The organism is Clostridia bacterium, from assembly GCA_017405765.1.
In the GTDB taxonomy this organism is placed as follows: domain Bacteria; phylum Bacillota; class Clostridia; order Oscillospirales; family RGIG577; genus RGIG577.
On sequence record JAFQZS010000047.1, the window covers coordinates 74,880 to 97,904 of the forward strand.

Sequence of the window (23,025 nt, forward strand, 5' to 3'; positions counted from 1 at the left end):
TAGTCGAGGCCGTATCGCCGGCGGCTGAAATGAATAAAAAAGAGCAAGTCATTGAGGCTTGCTCTTTTTTCGATATAGAGAGGATCTTTAATAAAGCGTCATATCGTCGCCCGATTTTTCCATGACGAGCGTTTGTATCATCTCACGAAGCAGCGTGTACCGCTTTGAATGACGCAGATTGTCTACCATCTGCGTAAGCGTTTCGTAGTCGCCCACAACGATCAAAAGCTCCTTTGCGCGCGTGAACGCCGTATAGAGTATCTCGCGGTTTCTAAGCCTCACGGGGCAGTGATAAAGCGGCAGTATCACGGCGTTAAACTCGCTGCCCTGGCTTTTATGCACCGTGATGGCGTATGCAAGCTCAAGCTCGCCTATGCTTGCGAACGGATAAGAGGCAAGCTTATCGTCGTAGTCAACGACAAGTATCTCGTGCGCCGCGTCTATCTGCGCCACGCGCCCTATATCACCGTTGAAAACGCCCGTGGAGCTTATGCCGTCGGACTTTTTTATCCATTCGATGTCGTAATTGTTCTTCGTCTGCATCACCTTGTCGCCCAGCTTGAGTACCACGTCGCGCCGCCTTATGTGGGGCATAGAAAATGATGGGTTCAGGCGCTCCTGAAGGCGGGCGTTAAGCTCCTTTGTGCCAAGCGCGCCCAGCTTTGTCGGGGTGATTATCTGTATATCGGTAAACGGGTCGTAGCCGTAGGCGTTCGGCAGGCGGCGGGCAATGAGGTCGGCGGCCTTCTTTGCGCCAAGCTCTTCGTCGTTTACGTATAAGAAGAAAAAGTCGCCCTCTTTTCTGTCGAGCACGGGATATTCGCCGTTTAGTATGCCGTGTGACGACACTATGATATTGCTCTGCGCCGCCTGGCGGAATATCTCGTCAAGCTCGACCGTGTCGGCGCATTCCGATTCGATTATATCGAGTAGCACATTGCCCGCGCCGACGGAAGGGAGCTGATTATAGTCGCCCACGAGTATGAGATGCGCCTTCCTTTTTAGCGCGCGCATAAGTGCCTCCATTAAGAGTATGTCTATCATCGAGCATTCGTCGGCTATTACTACGTCGGCCGAAAGCGGGCGGCGTTCGTTTCGCGCAAATTCGGGCGTAAGGCTGCCCTCCATCGGCTTTACCTCAAGTAAGCGGTGTATGGTCTTCGCCTCGCGCCCCGAAAGCTGGGTCATGCGCTGGGCGGCGCGGCCGGTGGGAGCGCAGAGCGCCACTTTTTTGCCTAAAGCCTCAAACATATCTATCATGGCGTTTACGGTAGTCGTTTTGCCGGTGCCGGGGCCGCCCGTGAGCACCATGAAGCGGCGCGCGGCGGCGTGCTTTACGGCTTCGCGCTGCATTGCGGCATATTCGATGCCCGTTTCATTTTCGGTCTCGTCGATTATCGCGTCTATGTCCTCGCCGTAATCGGTTTCGTCATTAGCCATCTCGGCCACGCGGGACGCGACGTAGCTTTCCGCCTCGTAAAGACGCGGCAGAAAAACACAGTCGTGACGCTGTGACTCCATTATCACAACTTCTCCGTCAGAGAACATCTCTTCGATTATTTCAAGTATCTCGTCCTCTAAAAAGTCGTCAAGCAGATTTCCCGCAACGGCCGTGAGCTTTAGCTTGGGTATATAAGTATGGCCGTTTTGCAGGTTGTGAGTGAGTATATGTATTACGGCGGCTCTCACTCGCCGCGAGTCGCTTAAGTTGAAGCCAAGCTCCTTTGCTATCCTGTCGGCAGTATCGAAGCCAACGCCGATATTCGGACGGCATAAGATATAGGGATTTTGCTTTAACAGCGCGGGCGCGTCGTTTCCGTATACGGAGTATGCGGCAACGGCTTGCTCGGGCGTAAGAGAGAGCTTTGAAAACTCCTCCATAACGCGCTTTATTCCCATGCGGTAGTCGAACAGCCTGCCTATTTCCTCGGCCTTTTTCTTTGTTATGCCCTGGATGGACGAAAGCGACATGGGAGACTCTGCTATGATATCGAATGTGGCCTCGCCGAAAGCGTCTACTATGCGTCCCGCCAACACCTCGCCTACGCCCTTTATTGCGCCGGAGGCAAGAAAGCTTCGCATCGCGTTTTCACTCGAGGGCAGCGTGCGCTCGCAGGAGATGACCTTGAACTGTTTGCCGTATGAGGCGTGATTTACATATACGCCCTCGGCCGTTATGCCTTCGCCCACCATTAGATACGGCATCGTGCCGACCATGACGATATCGCCTTCGTCGGTCGCCACCTCGCATACGGCGTAGCCGTTTTCTTCGTTTTGGAATAATATATCTGTTACCGTTCCGCTCAGTTTCTCGGTCTTGTCCATAGAGCTTCCTCCGCCGCAATGATTTCTATCACTAAATAAATTTTATCATATTATGCGCGCAATTTACAGGACAGAATGAAAAAAGCTTAGAAGCTTATTGCCTCGGAGCCTATATTGGAGCGTCCAAAAAAGAGGCCGGAATCGTAGATCGTCGAGTGTCGCCGTATGATATACGGTAGCGAGACGATCGGCGATAGACGAAAGCGCCGTAACCCAAAGGTTACGGCGCAAAAGCTCATTGGAAACGGTGTGTATGAAAAACATGATGCATAAAATGCCCACACACGCTTTTTTTACTTTTAATTTTCTTTTTTCGGCGGTCTGGCCCTTTTGTGGACGCGATTACTTTAAGCCTGCTTCTTTTGCGAGAATGTCAGCCTTGTCGGTCTGTTCGAATTTAAGACCGAGCTCTTCTCTTCCCAGGTGGCCGTAAGCCGCAAGGTTTCTGTATATCGGCTTTCTTAAGTCGAGCGTCTTTATTATCTGCGTCGGGCGAAGATCGAAATGCTTGTCAACGAGCGCCTCTATCTTGTCCTGCGGTATTTTGTTCGTGCCGAAGGTCTCAACGAGCACGGATACGGGCTTTGCAACGCCTATCGCGTAAGCTATCTGCACCTCGCAGCGCGAAGCAAGACCTGCTGCAACTATGTTCTTTGCTATGTAGCGTGCAGCGTAAGCCGCGCTTCTGTCTACCTTTGTCGGGTCCTTGCCGGAGAACGCGCCGCCGCCGTGACGCGCGTATCCGCCGTAGGTGTCAACGATTATCTTTCTGCCGGTAACGCCGGAGTCGCCCTCGGGACCGCCGACAACGAAGCGGCCCGTAGGATTTACGAATATTTTCGTTTCATTGTCCATAAGCTTTTTGTCAACGATAGGATCGATAACGTATTTGATAACGTCCTTTCGTATCTGATCCAAAGAAACGTCGGCGCTGTGCTGGGAGGATACTACTATGGTATTTATGCGAACGGGCTTGTCGTCTTCGTATTCAACGGTGACCTGAGTTTTTCCGTCGGGGCCGAGATACGAAAGGGTGCCGTCTTTTCTTACCTTTGTGAGCTGCTTTGCAAGTTTGTGCGCCAAAGAAATGGGAAGCGGCATAAGCTCGGGCGTTTCGTCGCATGCATAGCCGAACATAAGTCCCTGGTCGCCTGCGCCGCCCTGATCGTCCGTGTCCTTGCCTTCCTTTGCTTCGCTTGCAAGGTTTACGCCCATTGCGATATCGGGCGACTGCTCGTCAATAGAGGTGATAACGGCGCAGGTATCCGCGTCGAAGCCCCAGCGCTTGTCCTTATATCCGATGTCGGATATAACGTTTCTTGCAAGCTTGGGTATATCTATATTTGCGGTTGTTGTGATCTCGCCCATAACGAGCACAAGGCCGGTGGTTACGGCAACTTCACATGCAACGCGCGCCGTGGGGTCTTTTTCAATGATGGCGTCGAGAACGCTGTCGGCGATCTGGTCGCACACCTTATCGGGATGTCCCTCGGTAACAGATTCGGATGTAAAGATCATTTTTTTCGACATGTTTTAAAATTCCTCCTAATATGGGATGTGTCCCCATAATAATTTATTTAATAAAGTCAAGAAAACCTAAAAAACCATATGAAATGCCGCTCATTATAAGCCCCGAAATAAGCACGCCGATGAAGATGCTGGGCAGCGCGGTGCGAAAGCGCATATCGAGAAACGTGGCTGCGAGCGCTCCCGTCCATGCGCCCGTGCCGGGAATGGGGAGCATTACGAAAACGATAAGCCCGAAAGTTGAATATCTTAAGATCTTTCGCTTATTCTTTTCCACCTTGCCTTCTATCCACAAGATCAAACGCTCGAAGCGGGGAAATCGCTTTAGCCACTTGAGTATCGCGCGGGCGAACAGCATTATAAACGGTACGGGTATCATATTGCCGATAACGCATAATATATAGCTTTCCGGAAACGGCATCCCCAAGCCGGCGGCCAGGGGAATGGCTCCGCGCAGCTCAAACACGGGAATCATTGAAAGGAAAAATACCGACAATATTTCCCAAAGTCCTGCGTCTAAGTTAAAAAGAGCCTGCATCTATTACCTCAAAAGCATTAATGTTTTACTGATTGATTATATCATTCGTTTTTTTACAAGTCAATCAAAAATAAGACAAGTACGAAGTTTTGACAAAAAGTTTTTAAGGTTTATCGGCGTATTATATCGTAGTTTTGAATAAAATACGAAAAAAGTCGGATGTGAACGCATTCGCCGCCTGTTTTTTGCGGCCCGCAAAAGCCTTGATTTAGATTTAAAGTGAGATATAATAAAATATAAAGCAATAATAAAAGGATCGGACGGACCGCCGATGCGCGTCCGCCGCTTTTAAAAATTACGAAAGCTATTTTTGCTCGAAAAAACTAACGACCTTACCGAAGCGGGAAAGAAGCGCGATAATATGCAGGAAAAACTTAATAATTCAGCTAAAGGCGGCCTTCTGCCGTATCTTTCGCCTGCCGGAGCGTGGGCCTTCGCGCTTGGAACGAGCGTAGGATGGGGCTCGCTTGTAGTAACGAGCAGCTCCTATCTTTCAAAGGGCGGCCCTTTGGGCAGCGTGCTGGGCCTTTTGATAGGCGCCGTCGTAATGATAATAATCAGCAAAAATTATAATTATCTCATAAACTGTTATCCCGACTCCGGCGGCGCATATGCGTATGCCAAGGAGACGCTGGGATACGATCACGGCTTTCTTACGGCGTGGTTTTTAGTGCTCACGTATTTTACGATGCTCTGGGCAAACGCCACGTCGCTGCCGCTTTTTGCTCATTATTTTCTCGGAGATACGTTCAAGTTCGGCGTCCATTATTCGATACTCGGATATGAGGTCTATTTCGGAGAGGCGTTTTTGTCGATAGCCGCGATAATCGTTATCATGCTTTTATGCATGAATTTCAAAAAAGCGGCGTCGCGCGCAATGATAGTGATGGCCGTATTGTTCAGCGTCGTGATAGTCGTGTGCTTTATCGCCGCAATGGCGGGACGCGACGCGTCGGCCTTCCCGTTCGAGCCGTCGCTTTTGCCGGATACGGGAGCGATCCGCCAGGTAATAGGCATTGCCATTATTTCGCCGTGGGCGTTTATCGGCTTTGAAAGCATATCCCATGCGACCGAGGAGTTTTCGTTCAAACGGAAAAAAGCGTTTTGTATATTGACGACAGCCATCATATCGTCTACCGTGCTTTATATATTCGTAACGCTGCTTTCGATAACCGCGTTTCCCGAAGGATACCAAAGCTGGACACAGTACATAGCCGATCTCGGAAATTTAAGAGGCATAACGGGTATACCGGCCTTTTATGCGGCGCAGTATTATCTCGGAAAACCGGGAATAGTCATGATGAGCGCGGCTTTACTTGCGCTCGTTCTTACAAGCCTCATAGGTAATACGATGGCGCTCTCACGCCTTATATATGCGCTTTCGAAGGACAAAATAATACCTGCGCGTTTTGCGAAGTTAAGCGGGGACGGCATACCTTCGAACGCCGTTATGCTGGTGGCCGGGATATCCGTCTTTATACCGTTTCTCGGCAGAACGACAATAGGATGGATAGTAGACGTTACGACGCTTGGCGCTGTAATAATATACGGTTACGTTTCCGCCTCTGCCGCGAAGCTTGCAAAGAAGAGGGGCGACAAGCCGGTGCGCACGTCCGGCGCGGTCGGTATAATCCTTATGATAATAGTCGGTCTTTATCTGCTCGTGCCTAATTTTATGTCCGACGGCGCTATGGCAACTGAGTCGTATATCCTGTTTACCGTATGGGCGGTGCTTGGATTTGTGTTCTTCAGGCATACGCTGAAAAACGACAAGGAAAAGCGGTTCGGCAAGTCGACGGTCGTATGGATAGCGCTGCTTTCGCTTATGCTGTTTACTTCGCTCGTGTGGATGAACCAGGCTAACGTTAAGGCGACGAGCGAAACGATAACGCACGTGAGGGAATATTACAGCATCGGGGAGCAGTACGCCGAGGATGAGAGCCGTTTTATAGAGCACGAGATGAGCGAGCTGCAGAATTCCAATATGAGAAGCATGATGATAGTCGTTCTCATGTTTGCCGTTTCCGTAGCGGTGCTTCTTAATAACTATTATATTATGAGAAAACGCGCCGAAGCATCCGAGACGGAGCTGGGCAACGTAAAAAGCATGGCAAACAGAGACCCGCTTACGGGAGTAAAGAGCAAGCACGCCTATGCGGAGAGCGAAAAGAAGCTCGATATGCAGATAGAAACGGGAAGCATAGAGCAGTTTTCCGTAGTTGTCTGCGACGTGAACGGACTTAAATACATAAACGACACGTTCGGTCATAAAGCGGGCGACGCATATATCCGCAGCGCAAGCATTATGATATGCGACGTTTTTCAGCACAGCCCCGTATTCAGAGTCGGCGGCGACGAATTCGTGATCTTCCTTACGGGAAGAGATTACAACAACCGCCACGAGCTCGTTTCAAAGATGAACGAAAAGGCGGAAGCGAATATCACGGCGGGCGACGTTGTGGTAGCCGTGGGCATGTCGGATTATATTAAAGATAAGGATAAAAATACGCGCGACGTATTTGAACGCGCAGACGCGCTTATGTACGACAGAAAAAAGAAGCTAAAAGAAATGGGCGCGCATTCGAGATAAAGCGGCGAAAACAAAAGGCGGGATATGCCCCGCCTTTTTGTTTTACTGTTTCTTCTCGCCCAAAAGAAGCTGATATACCTCGTAAACGCTGCCCGCGCCCATCGTTATGATAAGGTCGCCGGGCTTTGCCGTAAAGCGCAGATACCGCGCTATCATCTCAAAGCTTTGGAAGAAAAGCCCGTTCTCGGCGCGAATGGCAAGGTCGTAAGACGATATGCCGGTGAGGTTTTTCTCGCGCGCCGGATATATCTCGGCGTAGACGGTCACGTCGGCAAGCTTCAGCGCGTCGATGAATTCGTCGAAGAACGCTATCGTGCGCGAGAAGGTATGCGGCTGAAATACGCAGTATATCCTTTCGTAGTTCATCGACTTGGCCGCCGTGAGCGTGGCGCGTATCTCGGTCGGATGGTGGGCGTAATCGTCGATAATGTCGGCGCCGTTTATGCTGCCCACGCGCTCGAAGCGGCGGCGCGTGCCGTAGAAGCTTTCAACGCCGGACGAAAACGATCCCGGCGATATGCCGAGCGCGATGCATACGCCGCAGCAGGCAAGGCTGTTTAAAATGTTGTGCTTGCCGGGGATGCTTAAATTTATATGCGCGTAGAACTCGCCCTTGTAATATACGTCAAATTCGGGGCAGCGGTTTTCGCCCGTCTTAATGTTTTTGGCCCGGATATCAAGCCCGTCGGAATCTATGCCGTAAAGCAGCACTCTGCATTTCGCGTCGGATACGACGTCGCGCGCGTTCTCGTCGTCGCCGCACGCCACCGCAAGCCCGGCGGGACCGCAAAGTCCGACAAATTCCTTAAACGAAGCCTTTATCTGATCGATGCCGCCGGTGAAGTAATCGAGATGATCCTCCTCCACGTTTAAAACGACGGCGATATTCGGCGACATTGAAAGAAAGCTGTCAACATATTCGCACGCCTCCGTAACAAGATAATCGGACGCGCCTACGCGGATATTTCCGCCTATCGACGAAAGCACGCCGCCTACAAGGCAGGTGGGGTCTAAGTTTTCCGCTACGAGTATCTGCGATATCATCGAAGTAGTAGTAGTTTTTCCGTGAGTGCCCGATACGCCTATCGAATGCTTGTAGCCGCGCATTATAACGCCTAAAAGCACGGCGCGTTCATAGGAGGGAATGTTCATCGAAGCGGCCTGCGCGCGCTCGGGGTTGTCCGCCTTTACGGCTGCGGTGTATATAACTACGTCCGAGCCGAACACGTTTGCGGAGTCGTGGCCTATATATATCTTTGCGCCTTGGCTTCTTAGCGACTCAACAAGACGGCTCTCTCTTATATCGGAGCCGGTAACGGTGTAGCCGCGCAGTATAAGTATTTCGGCAAGCGCGCTCATGCTTATGCCGCCTATGCCGATAAAATGTATATGTTTCGCATTTTTAAGATGCGCTTCAAGTTCGTCTTTAAGCTGTTCGTGAGTCAAAACGGGGAGCTCCCTTCGATTTGGAAATGATTAAAATATACCAAGAATATTATATTGCATCCGAAAGAAAATATAAACAGTAAAAGCGAAAAATCTTTGTTTTTTTCATAAAATTTATCACGAGGTACCGGTTTTGAGAATAACAGATGTAAAGATAAGGAAACTTACGAACAAAAACAAGCTTCGCGCCGTGATGTCGGTCACGTTCGACGACGAGATAGCGATACATGATATAAAGATAATCGACACGGGCGACAGGCTGTTCGTGGCCATGCCGTCGAGAAAGAACGCCGTCGGCGCATACAAGGATATAGCGCACCCCATAAACGCGCAGACGAGGAGGGAGCTTTCAAAGCGCCTGATAGACGAATATAAAAAAGCGTGTGAAGCGGGGGCAAACGTGGACGGCGTTTTACAGTAAAAGCGTTTTTTAATATATATTCGCCGATTTTTAAAAAAAACAGCCGCCGCATCAGAACAAAATCCTGTCGTATTGCGTCTTAACTATATTAAGGACAAGTATGACCGGAGGAAAAAATGGCAAACACACACGAAAAAGCGTTTTATATAATACTTACGATACTGTCGTTATTATGCGGCGTCACCTGCTGTTTTCTTACCGGAGCGCGCTTCGGAGCCTTCTTCTTTTTCTGCTTCGCGGCGGGGGCGGGGGTGCTTTCGATATCAGCCGCGCGCTTTAAAAGATCGAAATACGCAAGGTTCATGCTGCGCGTCGGAAGGATCGTGCTTATATGCTGGCTTATAAGCCTTGTCATAGTCGAGGGCTTTATAATCTCGGGCGAAAAAACAGACCCCGAAGCCGACAAGGCGTCATGCATCATAGTGCTAGGCACGGGAGTGAACGGGTATACGCCGTCGCTTTGCATGGTGTCGCGCCTTCAGGCGGCGTATGAGCTTCTCTCGGACGATCCCGACACGGTCGCCGTGCTCTCGGGCGGGCAGGGGGAAGGCGAATATATAACGGAGGCGCAGGCGATGTATACATGGCTTACGTCGCACGGCATAGATGAAAAGCGCCTCTACATGGAGGACGCTTCACGAAATACGCTTGAGAATATCAAATTTTCAAAAGCGCTCATAGAGGAGCGCGGCATAAACGTCGAGGACGGCGTAGCGGTAGTGACTAATGAATTTCATCTTTGGCGCTCGTGCCGCATCGCAGAGCTTAGCGGAATAAAAGCATACGGCGTTTGTGCCGAAACGCCGTATGCTTATCTGAAAATTGTATATCATATACGTGAATACTTCTCCGTTACGGGGCTTCTTATAACGGGCAGGCTCTTTTAAAACGTCTTGCCGCGGTAATCGTAGGGCTTGTTTCGAAGAAGCATTGCGGGAAGCTGTACGCGCGATTCTATGCCGCCCTTTTCGTAAATGCGCTCAAGCTCGCGCTTTACGGTAGACTGCGATATCGAAAGACGCTGCGCGATCTCGCGGTTGTTAAGCCCCTTTGAAGCGAAGTAAGCTACTTCGTATTCGCGCTTTGTAAGACCTACGCCGAGCTTTTTGAGCATGGCCACGGTCTTTTTGTAAGATTCCAGTCCGTAATCGACAAGCTCTCTTATTCTTATCTTGTGCTCCTTAGAAAGCTCCACGCGGTCAAGTATCGACAGCACGCGGTCGCCGTATTCCACAAAAGGCAGATATATCCTGTCGGGTATCGCGGCGTTAAGCGCAAGCGTGAGCATCTCTTCGGCCTCGGCCTTGTGGCCGAGCTTCTCGTGAGCCAGCGCCGCGTGTACATATGCGTATATCTGCGCTATAACAGTCGGGAAGTAGGAGGCGCGCCGCATGATCTTATCAAAGTTTTCGAGATAGCGCCTGTGCTGACCCGAGAAGATAAGACACGCGCCGAAAACTATATCGGCGTTAGGCTGCGCTATAAAGTTTAAGTGCTTGCCGTAGCGGCCTTCCTTTATCCATTCGGGTATCGAATCAAAGTATCCGTATCTCATGTTGGCCCATGCCTGGCATAGCTTTATTGACGGATAAAGCTGCGCGTCAACGGCATTTTCTATTATGTCAACTTCAAGATTAAGTATTATCTTATACATCTGCTCGCCGTCGCCGCGCATGAATGTCGTGCGTGAAAGCAGAAATGCGGCCGCAAGCATTATTTCCTTCATGCCGTGCGACTCAGCCATGCTGTACGCGCGCTTTGCGGCAGTATATGCGTTTTCATAGTCGCCGCGCAAAAACATTGCTTCCGCGCTCATAACGAGCTCTGCGGGGTAACCGTGGTTATTGGCAAGGCGGTAATACGTTTCAAGCATGCGCTCAAGCTCTTCTATAGTTTTATCAAGAAGCCCGCTCTCGCGGTGGAACATATAGAGCACGGAGATGGCGCCGCCCGTCCAAAGGCGGCCTGTGCCTACCATCGTTTTTGCTTTGTCGCCCAAAAGCACATAGCCGCGCGCGTGATATTCGGCCATTTCGTCTATGCGGTTGAACCGTGCGAATGCAAGAAGCATATAGTACATTCCGGAAACGTAATGAGCCACTTCCTTTGAGAGCGTACCCGAATCGAGCACCGCTTTTATGCGGTCTATCATCTGATAATATTCAAAAAATTCATTAAGCGAATAATGAGCCATCGCTATTACGCTCATAGCCTCGGGCTTTTGATTCAGTATCTTTTTATCGACATGCTTTATAAAGTTCGCAATTACGGGGTCGTGAAAGCGTTCTATAATAAGCGAGCCGCACTCCGCAATGGCGTCAAGCGCCATCGAAGGCTCTCCCGCGCGTATGCACAGCTTTACAATGGGTATAAGCTCGTCGTTCTCGCGGTACAGATCGCCCACCTTTTTTATAACGGCGCGGCGAAAATCGTTGTCGCGCTTTAAAAACTCTTTTGCCAACATATCCCTAAGGAAATTGTGGAACATCACAACGCCGCGCGCCTCGTCGAACCGCACGAGCGCGTTTTCGCCGAAGATCTCGTCGGGCGATTCAACGAGGTCGGCTATGTCAAACATAGATGCGGCCTGCAAAAGCGTGAACGTATCGAAAAAGCTGCATATTATGAGCCTGTCTTTCGACTCGTCCGAAAGCGGATCGAAAAGCGCCGTGCGCACAAGCTCGTTCATATCCGAGATCAAAGATATCTCGTTTGTCTTGATGAATATGAGGAGATTAAGGTGTACGGCTGCCGCCATGCCGTGCGTAGACAGGTAGATCGACTTTGCGTCCTCCTCGCTTATGCGCGCGCCGACACGCGAAAAATATGCTCTTATATCCTCCGGATGGAATTCAAAATCCTCCTGCGACAACCAAAGAATACGCGACGTCGTCTCCAAAAATCCGACGTCCTTGTTTCTTGAGATGAGAACGATATGAAGGCCGCCTGCGTTATGGTCGGCAAAAGCGGAGATGACCTCTCCGGGAATGTGCGGATTTAAAAGCTCGTAATTGTCCACGATTATATACATTTCATCGGGGCAGTATACGGTATCGATGATCTTAAGCGCGTCCTCCAGGGTATCCTCCGAGGGACAGCCTATCCTTGAAAGCAGCTCGCCCGATGGTTTATCAAACTTTTGAATGGCGAGGCAGACTTTTGACCATGCTTCCTGCGGGTAATAGTCGCTTACGGTTATAAAAAAGACTTTGTCGTTTGCAAGCCTGTCAAAGAAGTCTTTAAGGGCGACCGTTTTTCCGAAGCCCGAAGGCGCGCTTACATACGTTACGGGGTGTTCCGGTATTTTTTTTATCTTGTCTCTTACTTGCTTTCTGAAATACAGCGTATCGGTATCATATTTTTTCTGTTTAGGCATAATAACACTCTTTTCGGTAAAACACATGCGATAGTGATATAAAAAATTTACATATATATAATATCACATATCTGAAGTTTGTCAAATATTAATATTAAAAAGAGTTTTAAATCATATTTTATTAGTAAAAATACCGCAATGCGCAGATGAAAAAATCGGCAGCCCGCAAAGCGAGACTGCCGATCATGGAGCTACCGATCCGATTCGAACGGACGACCTGCTCATTACGAGTGAGCTGCTCTACCTGCTGAGCCACGGTAGCATATATGCGGGATAACTATCCCGCATATAGATAAAATGGAGCTGTCTAGCAGAGTCGAACTGCCGACCTCATCCTTACCAAGGATGTGCTCTACCTTCTGAGCTAAGACAGCATTTATTAAGAACATTAGCTATTATATAAAATAATAAACAAGTTGTCAAGATTATTTTTTACTTTGTTTTAAAATAATCCTGACAACATAGATTTATTCTTTTAAAAACATACGATCAGTAAACTTCTTTGACCTCAACGTTATACACGTGCTTCATTTTAAGAACTGCGCGGTCGATCTCGTCCCATGCAAAAAACTCTACGGTAGTATTTACAGAGCTCTCCATTTTTTCGCTTGCAGCGTCAAGCAACGATTGGAAATCGGCGGCCGCCTCCGAAAGATTATCGCCTCCGGAAAGCTCGAACTTGCCTGCGGAAAAAGGATTTTCGATATAAACTTTATTCATGTTATTTTCCTCCGGTCTGCTGTTTGTTATTTGGTTATATTTGTATTATAACACAATTTGTTCGGGGCGGATAGTAGAAATAAACAAAAACATAAGAAAAATAAACGAAAAAACAAAAAAATAATATAAAATTGTCGCTTTTAACAAAAAAACAGTTCATATAATTTTAAAATTTAAAATACTTGACAACATATTAAAAAGCTAATATAATCATTGTATTACATTATGTCGGTGGTGAGACTGTGAAAGACAAGGCCGATCCTTTTGTCGAACGGCTTTCCGATGATGAGCTTGCCAAGCTGGCTTTTGATGCGCAGAGAGGCGATGAAAAATCGCTTGAACGGGTGCTTATAGAGCTTTCCGGCATGGTTCGTGCTGTTTCGCGTGTATATTATCTTGCAGGCGCAGAGCGCGACGATGTAATACAGGAGGGAATGATAGGTCTTTTTATGGCCGTCATGAATTATGACACAAATAAAGGCAAAAGCTTTTTGAGATTTGCAAAGGTCTGTGTTAACAACAGGATAGCTTCGGCAGTGAAGTCGGCTTCACGAAAGAAGCACAGTCCGCTGAATTTCTATATTTCGGTAGGTCCCGATCGATCTTGGGACGAACGCACGGACGAGCTTTTGACCGCTTTTTCGCATGACGGCATAACGGATCCCGAAAGTCTTATCATTAGGCGCGAGGATGAGCGCATTACGATGCGCGATCTTTTGGATGTGCTTACTCCGCTTGAAAATAATGTGCTGATTTGTTATCTTCGGGGCATGTCCTATGAAGAGATATCAAAATCGCTCGGCAGAACTCGGAAATCAGTGGAAAATGCTGTTTTCAGGATCAGAAGAAAACTGCGCACCCATTATACCACAGGCGAAAATAAATTTATCATATAGAAGCCGATATTTGGGACGGGCTTTTAAATATTTACCCTGGTAGCTTAATTACAGAGCACTGGTTTTCAGAGGTGCCGGTTTAAATCCGGTCAGGGTTGTAGTAATAAACATAATTTTAAAGCGAGGTAAAACTAATGTACACTGACAAGACACTGGTATGCAAAGAATGCGGCGAGGAGTTTGTATTCACTGCCGGCGAACAGGAATTCTACGCTGAAAAGGGTTTTATGAACGAACCGCAGAGATGCAAGACCTGCCGTCAGAATCGCAAAAATGCCGATAAGCCTGCAAGGGAGTATCATACGGCAATTTGTGCAGCATGCGGAAAAGAAGCAAGAGTTCCGTTCAAGCCCAGAAATGACAGACCCATCTATTGCAGCGAATGCTTCCAGAAGCAGAAGGATGCTGCTGCGGCTGAAAATGCATAATATCGTCCGAATGTAAGTATTAAATACGCGGGCATGGGGGCGCCTTAAGAGATTAAGCGCCTCTTTTTTGCGTTTGACGATTCCACCGTTTGTTTCTTTTTAGGAAATCGCTTGCAAACGGTATAAAAAAGGTATATTATATTATCAATAAAAAAATATATTTTCGGAGGAAAACGATAATGGACTACGTAGTAACGAAAAAGAATACGATAGAAGACGTTCTTGCGATGGACAAGGGCACGGCAAAGTATTTTCTTGAGATCGGAATGCACTGCTTAGGCTGCCCGATGTCGCGCAGAGAAACGATAGAGCAGGCATGCGCGGTTCACGGTACCGACGCGGACGAGCTTATCGAAAATCTCAATCAGTATTTATCCGAGCTTTAAGAGTTTGCTGTTTTTTGATGTTAAAAGCCGCCGCGTTTTCGGCGGCTTTTTTTCATGATTCGGAGGATTCGGATATGAATATGACCCCGAGGCTCGGAAAACGCCTTAAAACGGTTTTCGATATGGCGCCGTATGCCGAAACGGCTGCCGATATCGGGTGCGACCATGCGCAGCTTGCCGTAAGCTTGTACTTATCGGGCAAGGCCTCTCATGTATTCGCAAGCGACATACGCGAGGGACCGCTTCGTGCCGCGCGCGAGAACTTAGCGCGCTTTAAATGCGAGGCGGGCGTAAGCACTCTGCTTTCGGCGGGACTTGACGGCGTGATAGACAAAAACGTCGAAGTTTACATAATCGCGGGAATGGGCGGAGAAACGATAGCTGAAATAATCGACGCGCATAAGGCCGCCTTTACGGGGCGCGAGACATTTGTGCTCCAGCCGCAGTCGTCTGTCGAAGACCTGAGACGTTATCTTTATAAGAACGGATTTGTCATAGATGACGAACGTCTCGCATTCGAGCAGGGGCATTTGTATACGGCGATGCGCGCGCACTTTTCCGGCAGCGCGCGAGAGTGCGAGGAAGTATATTATTATATAGGCAAACAGCTTTTTCATAACCGCGATCCGCTGCTTTTTGAGCTTATCGAAAGAAGGATACGCGAGCATGAAAAGATAAAAGACGGCCTTCTTCGCGCGGGACAAAATGAAAAAGCGCATAAAACCGAAAGACTCATTGAAGATATGAAAAAGCTTTTAAAGGAGGTCAAAAGGTGAAAGCAGGCGAGATATATACAAAGCTTTGCGAATATATGCCGATAAGGCTGAAAGAGGATTGGGACAATTCCGGCTTTCTTTTGGGAGATATGAATAAGGAAGTTAAGCGTGTGCTCGTAACTTTAGACGTAACGGCCGATGCGGCGAAGGAGGCGAAAGAAGGCAAATTTGACCTTATAGTTTCGCATCATCCGCTAATATTTACGCCTTTAAAGAGCATAACGTCAAACGACCCCGTTTCGCGCGTTGTCACAATGCTTATAAAGAACGATATTTCTGTTATCTCGATGCATACGAATTACGACTCTGCGAAAATCGGAGTGGGCGATGTGCTAGCGCGTGCTTTGGGCGTTAAAAACGCGCGCGTGTTCGGCGCGTCGCGCACGGAAACTTATATGAAGCTTTGCGTATTCGTGCCCATAGAGGATAAAGAGCGCGTCATGGAGGCGATATTTGCGAACGGGGCGGGCGTTTTGGGCGATTACAGCGAATGCTCATTCTCATCTGACGGAACGGGCACGTTCAAGCCTTTAGATGGCGCCAGCCCGTATATCGGCACGGTGGGAAGGCGCGAGTCGGCGCCCGAGGTAAAGCTTGAGGCGATACTTCCGAAGTCAAAGGCGGCAAAGATAATATCGGCCATGCGTGAAGCGCACCCCTACGAGGAGCCGGCGTTCGACCTTTACGACATAGAGTATCCGAGGGAAGAATACGGCTACGGGAAGATAGGCGAGATAGATGAGACGGATTTTCTCGATTTTGCGCGCATGGTGAAGAAAAAGCTTTCATGTGACCGCATAAGGTTCGTTCAAACCTGCGACAAGGTGCGGCGCGTCGCCGTGGGCGGCGGTTCGTGCGCTTTTCTTATACCCGAGGCGCAGGCTGCCGGAGCCGACGTATTCGTAACGGGCGACGCGAAATATCACGAAATGCTCGACGCGCGCGAGAGCGGCATGTCCGTCATTGCGGCGGGACATTTTCAAACGGAGGATATAGCAATACCGCCCTTAGTAGAGCTTATAAAGGGCTTCGGCGATATTTATGTAAAAAAGAGCGAAACGCACAAGGCGTGCGAGCAGTATTTATGAAAACGGAGGGAAAGTTATGAAAAGAAAGATAATATCTATAGTGCTGGCGGCTGTGATGCTTGTTATGATGATCCCCCTGGGAGCCTCGGCCGAAGCCGCTTCATACGGCCGCATACCGATATATATAGGCTTTGCCGATATCGACTATATGGCGGACCAGATACTTAAAGAGATACCGACCGAAGGCAAGACTCCGACTGAGCAGATACGCGCGGTACACGACTGGATACTGAAAAACTGCAAGCGCGACGGCTGGGACGGAACGTACTATTTTGACGAGGACGCGATAGAGCCCGCAGTGGAGACGTATTACAACGAGCTTGTAAAAAAGCTTGACCGCGGAGAAGCGGCCATAAGGCTCGACCTTGAGAGCGAGTATATGCCGGGCAGCGATAAGGGATATTTCCTTTCATATGATTCAAGGGCGTATATCGCCAACTTCGCATATGAAATGATGCTCACGCGCACGGGCGACTGCGCTCACTTTTCGGCGCTGTTTACGGTCCTTTTGGGACATCTCGGATTTGACTGCCGCCTTATCGACGGCGAATTCATAAACGGCGACGGTTCGAGAGTGGAGCATAAGTGGAGCTATGTGCTCGCAGGCGACAGGTATTATTGGGTAGACGTAAGAATGGACCATGCAAACTATGCAAGAAGCGGCAAACTCGATTATCAGTATTTTATGATAGAGGACACCGACGCATGGTCAAAACAGCACAGCTTCGACCATACGTATGCCGATATATTAAAGGCGCATGCAGGCGACGTCGGAGCGCTTTATGAGCAGGCGGCAGTGCCTGCCGATCTTGAGCCTTGGGAGAGATGCAGCGACTGGGCGAAAGGCTACATGAAGCGCGCCTACGACGGCGGCCTTATACCCGACGCGCTTATGGGAGCGGACCTTACCGAAAATATAACGAGAGCGGAGTTTGCCGCAGTATCCGTAAAGCTTTACGAAACGCTTTCGGGCAAGGCGGCGCCTTCGTTCGCGGGCGAAGATCCGTTTACCGACACGAGCGACGAAAATGTTTTAAAGGCATACGCCTTAGGCGTTGTAAACGGTATGGGCGGCGGCCTTTTCGCTCCGCAGGGCACGCTCACGCGCGAGCAGGCGGCAACGATGCTCGGCCGCGTTTACGAGCTTTATTCGCTCGGCAAAGTTAAGACGGGCGAAAGCCTTGAACGCTCGGAGGTGGTACCTTTTTCCGACGACGCGCAGATAGGCGCATGGGCGAAGAATTATATATACTTCTTCGCCGGAAAAGATATCATAAACGGCGTAGGAAACAACACGTTCGCGCCGCTTGCGTCAATGACGCGCGAAGCGGCACTGAAGATAGCCGTGGAAACGTCAGGGAAGTAAAGAAGAAAATGAACGGGGAGACGCCTTAAAAAGGACGCCTCCCTAAGTTTTTTTGAAGATTTTTGATGCGCCGCAGCGTCCCGGTCGGGGAGAGGGAGTATAAGACTTGTTAAACCGGACGCCGAAGCCCGGAGCACGCCTTTTGAGCGCCGGGAATTTAGGCTTCTGCCGCCTTTATTTACGGAAAAGCATCTATTGTAAATATTCTTACCTGTGCCGTATTGATACTGTAAGGCCGGTCGATCCTTTTGAAGCAAAACCGTATGTCGTTAATGATATCCTCTATGCCAAAGTGATATTATACATGAAAGTCTCGATCAGTTCGTAAAACTCGGATAAGCCGGAACATATATCCGAGTTCATATGGATCGAGTCGATCATATACCTCTCTTTGCTTTTTGTATCGTACACGATCCTGTCTTCCGGGATATCCGCCGCTTTTTCTGCCGAAACGGTGTGGGGCAGAATAAAGGACGACAATCTGAAATTCAAAATACACACAGGGTCCAGATCCCACTCGCGGTTGCTGTGAAACTTGATCAGGCAGTATTGCGCCTGCAGTTTTTCTGATTCAGCCGCATAGCAGATAGTCATCGCGTCATGATAAAAGCCGTTGCTCTCTTTAGTAAGCTTCGACAGGATTTTTTCGTTGACGTCATAATCTCTGATATCTGACGGCTGCATAAGCTCAGGCGCAGACGCTGATGCAGCGCCGACGTCGGATATCTTTTGCAAAAAAATCTGAACACAGAAGAAACTGTCATAAAGATAATACTCGTCTTCTTTTCTAAGCGCAAAGACATACTCCTGCATTTTCCGGCTTATGACCTCTTCAACGCCGCAGCAGTCTTCCGCAAAGCGGGCAGAAAAGAGCAGACGTTTTCCAAGCAGCATAGGGATCAGTTCCTCGACCGAAGGATAAAGAACAGTGACGCCGTCAGTCGGGATAAAACGCAGCGGAAGCCGCACTTAATATACAAATAGGTCCTGCCGTCCGATTCGTCTTCGTCGTCGATTTGCAGAGTATAAGCATCTAAAAGGATCCCCAATACATGTGCGGGGTCAAATCTTCGGTCTGTTTTTTTCTTCGGGTCGTTATCGATTTTGACCACAGCGAACTCTCGTCCGTCTAAAAAGCTTCTGATATCGTTTTCATTAAGATCTGTTATGACCATCTTAATGTCGTCGAAACTGTTTACTATTCTCATATAAGACGCCTCTCTTATTTATTGTTATCGGTTATCGAGCCGCTGCATCTGCGGTATTCCAGCAGCACGTCGTCTCCGTGCTTGTCACCGATAAGATAACGCAATTCGTTTTCCGTAAGCTCATCATTCATACGGGAATTGATATCATCCCAATGCTTTTTCCCTTTTTCTGCGTCTCCCGAGATGTATTTTTGCACCTGCCAAAGAAGCCCTTCTCCCTCGAAAAGGATATTCTTGTTATTCGACCTGATACGATACAGCGGCGAGAGCAGCGGACGGCAGCGCTCCCAACAATGCCCGTGCTTCAGAGCGCCTGTGTCCCATTTTCCGTCTTCACGGCGAAACAGCGCCGTCACGCCGCAGCAGTCGTCGCCCACTGTAAGAAGCAGAACGTGCTTTACGGGCGCAAAGGGCAGACAGTTCACCTCGACAATGTCGCCCGGCTTGTAAGGGATCGGAAGATTAAGATCCCATCCGCGGGAATATTTGCGTTCGTGGGCGCTCCAATACGGGCGATCGTCTCCGGTGGGTTTCGTTTTTTCAAATAAAACGATCTCGTCCCGGATCAAATAGTAGGTATAGAGATGCTCCATTTCTCCGTTTTCGGCGGAGGACCACTTGTCAAGCACGGTCCAGCACTCCGTCTCGTCGTTCCATTCCTCTTCTTTCATCTCGTCCCGGACGTATTTAAGCGCGGCGTCCAAAGACAACATCGGGACCGAGCGGCGGCTTTCGTTTTCGTCCGAAAGGTCCTCGTCGTACCAAGCTTCATTAAGCAGAAGGATCTCTCCGGGCTTTAATTCCAAAGAATCCAAAGCGAGGCGGATATCCTTAAAATGTGAGGTAAAAGAATCATCAAAATCCCACTTTAGAAATTCGATTTTTTCTTCCGTTTCATAGCCGCGCCCCAAAAGCTCTGAAGTGATTTTATCCAGAGCGGCGTGGAACAGATCCTCCCGACACGTCAGTTTTTTGAAAAACGCGGCTTTCGTTTCAAGCGGGACGGGAGAGGCAAGCATAAGATCCATCACCTGATATCGATTAAGCTTGTGTTTCAATAAGTGTTCCCGCATCTCTTTTGACGGCAGGAACGTTCGAAGAAGCTCTTCGTATTCCTGTTTTGTTATTTCCGTATTCTCGTTTCTGGGCGGCAGTATTTTGCGAAGATCGTCAAATGAGGCGACGTTTTTGACGCCGATGCCCTCAACGGCGACTTCAACAGCTTCGTTTTTATCAATGCACGCAAGTATTTCCAAAAAAGTATCGATGTCTTGACCGTTCCATAAGATCATTATGACGCCTCCTGTTCAAATCGTTTTCTTAAGGGTCGTAAGGCATTGTGGATCGTCTTCCAATGCTTATTCTTGTGCTTCGTCCCGGACATAACGAGAAGCGGCATCCATAGGCGGCATAAACATCCGAAGAACGTGCTCATATTCTATCGGTGTCAGTTTTGGCCGCAGTTTTTCCCGGAACGCTTCGCCAGGCACTTTCCGAGTACCCTTCATTTATCTCGTCCTCGGCTCCCTGCGATGCAGATGACCTTGAGCCCCCGCGCTTTCGCATACTTGATCGTTTCCTTCGTGCCGCCGGGGGCCCCGGTGTATGCCGCGATGAGCAGGGATGCGTGGTCTGCCATCCGGTTGTTTCGCCGGAAGAAAGCGCTTCGAGAGGGCTTGTCGCTTATATAATGCACCTCGTCCGCACTCCGGAGGATGCGGAAATAGCGCTTTTTTAAATCGTTGTCCCACCTGTTTTCCATGCCGAAAAAAGCGGCGGCTGCGATCAGCCGAAGCGGTTTGCCGTCTTCTTTTAGTTTCATAACAGACTCCGCCGCCCAAAGGTCCACTCCGCGCTGCATTCCGGTGATGAATCGTGTGTACCCGGCTTCCACCGCTTTTTCGAATATCTTGATCCCATATGATATCTATATTTTCACGGCCGTTGGTTTAAATGCGTTTTTTTGAGCTTTTTTGCGGTAATGATCAGATCCATATCCACCAGTAGTCGAATAGTTTTCTATGATAATTGCCTTTGGGCGGCAGTGCATCAAGAGGCTGGCGCCTGACCAAGCGGTTTGAAATTTTTTTAAGAAGCTTTTGCGTTTGGCTGTTTTTTCCCCGCTGGACAATGTCGGTATATATGATCTCGTCGGTGATATCACCCCATTCTATTTTCCTCCAGATAGAAGGTCTGTATCCGATGTACAGCAAAGCGTTCAGCAGTTTCCGCTTATGGTTTTTCTGTCGCTTCATACTGACATAACGCTTTTCTTTTTCAAGAAGGCGCTCCATCGAAAGGTCAATATCAATTTCGTCAGCGGGCGACGTCATCCACATCCTCATCCTCATCCTCATCATCGTCATATTCGTCATCCTCATCATCGTCATATTCGTCATCCTCATCGTCATAGTCATCTCCGATCTCGTACAGCTCCGCCTCGGTGCGGGTCAAAAAGAAATGGATCCCGCTGCCGTCTGTGAGCAGATCGTCGTCAAAAGCATCCCTGGGATAAACTGTCTTGCCCTTTCGGTATATGATATCCTTATCAGCGTCGCTGACTGCCTCATCGCAAGGTACGCCGCTTTTGTCCCAAATGTCCAAAACGATCGCTTCGGACGCTCTGCACTGAGCGACGAAAGCGCCTGTCCGCTTGGCGCTCTCCAAAATCAGCAGCTTTACGATACGGTCATCCCGACACTTTTTCCAGGCGATAAAGGAGCCCTCCTCGGGGCATCTCATGTGCGGATGAAAGCCGACAGCCCCGGTAAAACTCTTCCCATCCAGTGAGCAGTCAGCGAAGTCGGCGCCGGTCACATCGGCGTCTCTGAAATCGGCATAGTATGACCAACGCACACTGTCAAGCCTCGCCTGACGCAAGCTGGCCTTCCTAAAGGAAGCATAGTCAAGATCGGCAAGATAAAGCTCCGCGCTGTCAAGACAGGCCGCTTCAAAGTTGCAGTCGCATAATTCCGCTGCGGTCAGGATCGCACCTTTAAGATCGGCCCCCTTGAAATCGGAATCCCACAGAGTCGAGCCTCGCATGACGGCAAATCGCATAGCGGCTTCTTCTAGACAGGCGTGCGTTATATTCGCATAAGACATCTATGCGCCGCTTAAGTCAGCTTTTGTTAAATCGGCTTCATCAAGACTTGCTCCGATCAGGACGGCCTCCTTAAGCTTCGCTCCCGCAAGATTTGCTTTCTCCAGGTATGCGCCGGACAGATCCGCAAAGGAGAGATCGACGCCTGAAAGGTCGGCTCCCGCAAGATTCATTTCTCTAAGACATGCCTTATGTCCCTTGGTGTGATCCTCCAGCCACATTTTATGATCGCTTATGATCTGCGGCAGCTTCTCTTTATCCTTTGGCGACCCTTTTATCACTGTTGCAAACATAGAAAACGATATAGCCATTTCATTTAGCCCCCCTTTTTGATTTTGCACTTTGATCATACAATGACAGATGCGCCAAAAATGGGACATAAGAGAAAAGGCGCCGCGCCGGATGAGGTTTACAGTCACATCGGGGCGGCGTTTTTGCCGCCGTTTCGTTTTATTTACGGCGTCATTATATTGCAGGCGATGGGCGTTTTTTAACCCGCCCGGAAGTTTGCCGCATTGCCCGCCTGATCCCACAAATCATAGAGATCATAGGCAAACATTTTGAAGAACGCTGTTTTATTTATCTCCTTTTCCTTTTTGATCTCGCTTGTATCCGCTGAAAGGCCGCCTTGAAACAGCTCATTTCTTATATTCTCTTCATCCATCAAATGAAGAAGGTCCGCCATTTTCCCGATCCGCTCACCCCACTCTTCCGCCGTGTACATGGGCGGATACCCGCAATAATGCTGCTGCAAATGCCGAAGCAGCGGCTCCGGGGTTTCGATGAACCACAAATCAACCGCCCGGGCGTCCCGACGGGCATATCCGCGAA

The 23,025-nt window shown here is 49.1% G+C and carries 23 protein-coding genes and 2 tRNA genes; 9 read left to right on the plus strand and 16 right to left on the minus strand.

The annotated features are described in order from the left end of the window. Positions 1-87: 87 nt before the first annotated feature. The 3 genes from IJG50_08510 to IJG50_08520 form a co-directional block, all read right to left on the minus strand. On the minus strand, positions 88-2,325 hold the full coding sequence (locus IJG50_08510) for an ATP-dependent RecD-like DNA helicase (protein ID MBQ3379884.1): 2,238 nt from the start codon (positions 2,323-2,325) through the stop codon (positions 88-90). A gap of 342 nt (positions 2,326-2,667) precedes the next feature. Further along, a complete protein-coding gene (metK, locus tag IJG50_08515; protein ID MBQ3379885.1) occupies positions 2,668-3,855 on the minus strand; it encodes a methionine adenosyltransferase in 1,188 nt (395 codons plus the stop codon). A gap of 43 nt (positions 3,856-3,898) precedes the next feature. Beyond that, complete coding sequence (locus IJG50_08520; protein MBQ3379886.1) at positions 3,899-4,390, minus strand: small multi-drug export protein; 492 nt, start codon at positions 4,388-4,390, stop codon at positions 3,899-3,901. A 310-nt stretch (positions 4,391-4,700) separates the two neighbouring features. Between IJG50_08520 and IJG50_08525 the strand changes: the two genes are divergently transcribed. Beyond that, positions 4,701-6,980, plus strand: coding sequence for an amino acid permease (locus IJG50_08525; protein MBQ3379887.1), 2,280 nt, complete (start codon positions 4,701-4,703; stop codon positions 6,978-6,980). Between the two features lie 42 nt (positions 6,981-7,022). Here IJG50_08525 and murC read toward each other — a convergent pair whose 3' ends face one another. After that, positions 7,023-8,339 carry a UDP-N-acetylmuramate--L-alanine ligase gene (gene murC / locus IJG50_08530; protein ID MBQ3379888.1) on the minus strand — a complete coding sequence of 439 codons (1,317 nt, stop codon included), beginning with the start codon at positions 8,337-8,339 and terminating at the stop codon, positions 7,023-7,025. Between the two features lie 220 nt (positions 8,340-8,559). Between murC and spoVG the strand changes: the two genes are divergently transcribed. Beyond that, on the plus strand, positions 8,560-8,847 hold the full coding sequence (gene spoVG / locus IJG50_08535) for a septation regulator SpoVG (protein MBQ3379889.1): 288 nt from the start codon (positions 8,560-8,562) through the stop codon (positions 8,845-8,847). Positions 8,848-8,963: 116 nt separating this feature from the next. Continuing rightward, on the plus strand, positions 8,964-9,734 hold the full coding sequence (locus IJG50_08540; GenBank protein MBQ3379890.1) for a YdcF family protein: 771 nt from the start codon (positions 8,964-8,966) through the stop codon (positions 9,732-9,734). Here the strand turns inward: IJG50_08540 and IJG50_08545 are convergent. The 4 genes from IJG50_08545 to IJG50_08560 form a co-directional block, all read right to left on the minus strand. Next, positions 9,731-12,223, minus strand: coding sequence for a hypothetical protein (locus IJG50_08545; GenBank protein ID MBQ3379891.1), 2,493 nt, complete (start codon positions 12,221-12,223; stop codon positions 9,731-9,733). The two genes, IJG50_08540 and IJG50_08545, sit on opposite strands and share 4 nt — an antisense overlap. A gap of 186 nt (positions 12,224-12,409) precedes the next feature. Then, positions 12,410-12,485: transfer RNA gene (locus IJG50_08550), tRNA-Thr, on the minus strand. A gap of 36 nt (positions 12,486-12,521) precedes the next feature. Further along, positions 12,522-12,597: transfer RNA gene (locus IJG50_08555), tRNA-Thr, on the minus strand. Between the two features lie 115 nt (positions 12,598-12,712). Beyond that, positions 12,713-12,943 carry a hypothetical protein gene (locus IJG50_08560; GenBank protein ID MBQ3379892.1) on the minus strand — a complete coding sequence of 77 codons (231 nt, stop codon included), beginning with the start codon at positions 12,941-12,943 and terminating at the stop codon, positions 12,713-12,715. 242 nt (positions 12,944-13,185) lie between these two features. On the opposite strand from IJG50_08560, the gene IJG50_08565 reads away from it, so the two are divergent. The 6 genes from IJG50_08565 (at position 13,186) to IJG50_08590 (ending at position 17,883) form a co-directional block, all read left to right on the plus strand. Then, on the plus strand, positions 13,186-13,839 hold the full coding sequence (locus IJG50_08565; protein ID MBQ3379893.1) for a sigma-70 family RNA polymerase sigma factor: 654 nt from the start codon (positions 13,186-13,188) through the stop codon (positions 13,837-13,839). A gap of 134 nt (positions 13,840-13,973) precedes the next feature. Then, entirely contained in the window at positions 13,974-14,267 is a 294-nt protein-coding gene (locus IJG50_08570; GenBank protein ID MBQ3379894.1) for a zinc-ribbon domain containing protein, read from the plus strand. A gap of 179 nt (positions 14,268-14,446) precedes the next feature. Then, on the plus strand, positions 14,447-14,653 hold the full coding sequence (locus IJG50_08575; protein ID MBQ3379895.1) for a DUF1858 domain-containing protein: 207 nt from the start codon (positions 14,447-14,449) through the stop codon (positions 14,651-14,653). A 74-nt stretch (positions 14,654-14,727) separates the two neighbouring features. Then, positions 14,728-15,429 carry an SAM-dependent methyltransferase gene (locus IJG50_08580; GenBank protein MBQ3379896.1) on the plus strand — a complete coding sequence of 234 codons (702 nt, stop codon included), beginning with the start codon at positions 14,728-14,730 and terminating at the stop codon, positions 15,427-15,429. Then, positions 15,426-16,517, plus strand: a complete 1,092-nt coding sequence (locus tag IJG50_08585; protein MBQ3379897.1) for a Nif3-like dinuclear metal center hexameric protein — start codon at positions 15,426-15,428, stop codon at positions 16,515-16,517. The genes IJG50_08580 and IJG50_08585 overlap by 4 nt, the downstream gene beginning before the upstream one ends. A gap of 16 nt (positions 16,518-16,533) precedes the next feature. Then, complete coding sequence (locus IJG50_08590; GenBank protein ID MBQ3379898.1) at positions 16,534-17,883, plus strand: S-layer homology domain-containing protein; 1,350 nt, start codon at positions 16,534-16,536, stop codon at positions 17,881-17,883. 282 nt (positions 17,884-18,165) lie between these two features. On the opposite strand, the gene IJG50_08595 is transcribed toward IJG50_08590, so the two are convergent. The 8 genes from IJG50_08595 to IJG50_08630 all read right to left on the minus strand — a co-directional run bounded on the left by IJG50_08595 (position 18,166) and on the right by IJG50_08630 (position 22,987). Beyond that, positions 18,166-18,777 (minus strand): hypothetical protein, encoded by a 612-nt coding sequence (locus IJG50_08595; GenBank protein ID MBQ3379899.1) that lies wholly within the window; start codon positions 18,775-18,777, stop codon positions 18,166-18,168. A 5-nt stretch (positions 18,778-18,782) separates the two neighbouring features. Further along, the gene (locus IJG50_08600; GenBank protein MBQ3379900.1) at positions 18,783-19,091 is read right to left on the minus strand and encodes a hypothetical protein; all 309 of its coding nucleotides are present in this window, start codon (positions 19,089-19,091) and stop codon (positions 18,783-18,785) included. 14 nt (positions 19,092-19,105) lie between these two features. Then, positions 19,106-20,383, minus strand: a complete 1,278-nt coding sequence (locus IJG50_08605; protein ID MBQ3379901.1) for a hypothetical protein — start codon at positions 20,381-20,383, stop codon at positions 19,106-19,108. A gap of 212 nt (positions 20,384-20,595) precedes the next feature. Continuing rightward, on the minus strand, positions 20,596-20,985 hold the full coding sequence (locus tag IJG50_08610; GenBank protein MBQ3379902.1) for a DUF1273 family protein: 390 nt from the start codon (positions 20,983-20,985) through the stop codon (positions 20,596-20,598). Between the two features lie 91 nt (positions 20,986-21,076). Continuing rightward, the gene (locus tag IJG50_08615; protein ID MBQ3379903.1) at positions 21,077-21,424 is read right to left on the minus strand and encodes a hypothetical protein; all 348 of its coding nucleotides are present in this window, start codon (positions 21,422-21,424) and stop codon (positions 21,077-21,079) included. Next, positions 21,408-22,196, minus strand: a complete 789-nt coding sequence (locus IJG50_08620; protein MBQ3379904.1) for a pentapeptide repeat-containing protein — start codon at positions 22,194-22,196, stop codon at positions 21,408-21,410. Before IJG50_08620 ends, IJG50_08615 begins: the two co-directional genes overlap by 17 nt. Further along, on the minus strand, positions 22,197-22,574 hold the full coding sequence (locus tag IJG50_08625; protein MBQ3379905.1) for a pentapeptide repeat-containing protein: 378 nt from the start codon (positions 22,572-22,574) through the stop codon (positions 22,197-22,199). Between the two features lie 110 nt (positions 22,575-22,684). After that, positions 22,685-22,987, minus strand: coding sequence for a hypothetical protein (locus tag IJG50_08630; GenBank protein MBQ3379906.1), 303 nt, complete (start codon positions 22,985-22,987; stop codon positions 22,685-22,687). Positions 22,988-23,025 lie beyond the last annotated feature (38 nt).

Excerpts from the sequence above, each read along its gene's own strand:
- IJG50_08510 (MBQ3379884.1), bottom strand. The coding sequence starts at position 2,325 with ATGGACAAGACCGAGAAACTGAGCGGAACGGTAACAGATATATTATTC.
- metK (MBQ3379885.1), bottom strand. The coding sequence starts at position 3,855 with ATGTCGAAAAAAATGATCTTTACATCCGAATCTGTTACCGAGGGACAT.
- IJG50_08520 (MBQ3379886.1), bottom strand. The coding sequence starts at position 4,390 with ATGCAGGCTCTTTTTAACTTAGACGCAGGACTTTGGGAAATATTGTCG.
- murC (MBQ3379888.1), bottom strand. The coding sequence starts at position 8,339 with ATGAGCGCGCTTGCCGAAATACTTATACTGCGCGGCTACACCGTTACC.
- IJG50_08540 (MBQ3379890.1), top strand. The coding sequence starts at position 8,964 with ATGGCAAACACACACGAAAAAGCGTTTTATATAATACTTACGATACTG.
- IJG50_08545 (MBQ3379891.1), bottom strand. The coding sequence starts at position 12,223 with ATGCCTAAACAGAAAAAATATGATACCGATACGCTGTATTTCAGAAAG.
- IJG50_08560 (MBQ3379892.1), bottom strand. The coding sequence starts at position 12,943 with ATGAATAAAGTTTATATCGAAAATCCTTTTTCCGCAGGCAAGTTCGAG.
- IJG50_08570 (MBQ3379894.1), top strand. The coding sequence starts at position 13,974 with ATGTACACTGACAAGACACTGGTATGCAAAGAATGCGGCGAGGAGTTT.
- IJG50_08575 (MBQ3379895.1), top strand. The coding sequence starts at position 14,447 with ATGGACTACGTAGTAACGAAAAAGAATACGATAGAAGACGTTCTTGCG.
- IJG50_08580 (MBQ3379896.1), top strand. The coding sequence starts at position 14,728 with ATGAATATGACCCCGAGGCTCGGAAAACGCCTTAAAACGGTTTTCGAT.
- IJG50_08590 (MBQ3379898.1), top strand. The coding sequence starts at position 16,534 with ATGAAAAGAAAGATAATATCTATAGTGCTGGCGGCTGTGATGCTTGTT.
- IJG50_08595 (MBQ3379899.1), bottom strand. The coding sequence starts at position 18,777 with ATGCTGCTTGGAAAACGTCTGCTCTTTTCTGCCCGCTTTGCGGAAGAC.
- IJG50_08600 (MBQ3379900.1), bottom strand. The coding sequence starts at position 19,091 with ATGAGAATAGTAAACAGTTTCGACGACATTAAGATGGTCATAACAGAT.
- IJG50_08605 (MBQ3379901.1), bottom strand. The coding sequence starts at position 20,383 with ATGATCTTATGGAACGGTCAAGACATCGATACTTTTTTGGAAATACTT.
- IJG50_08615 (MBQ3379903.1), bottom strand. The coding sequence starts at position 21,424 with ATGACGTCGCCCGCTGACGAAATTGATATTGACCTTTCGATGGAGCGC.
- IJG50_08620 (MBQ3379904.1), bottom strand. The coding sequence starts at position 22,196 with ATGTCTTATGCGAATATAACGCACGCCTGTCTAGAAGAAGCCGCTATG.
- IJG50_08625 (MBQ3379905.1), bottom strand. The coding sequence starts at position 22,574 with ATGTCCCATTTTTGGCGCATCTGTCATTGTATGATCAAAGTGCAAAAT.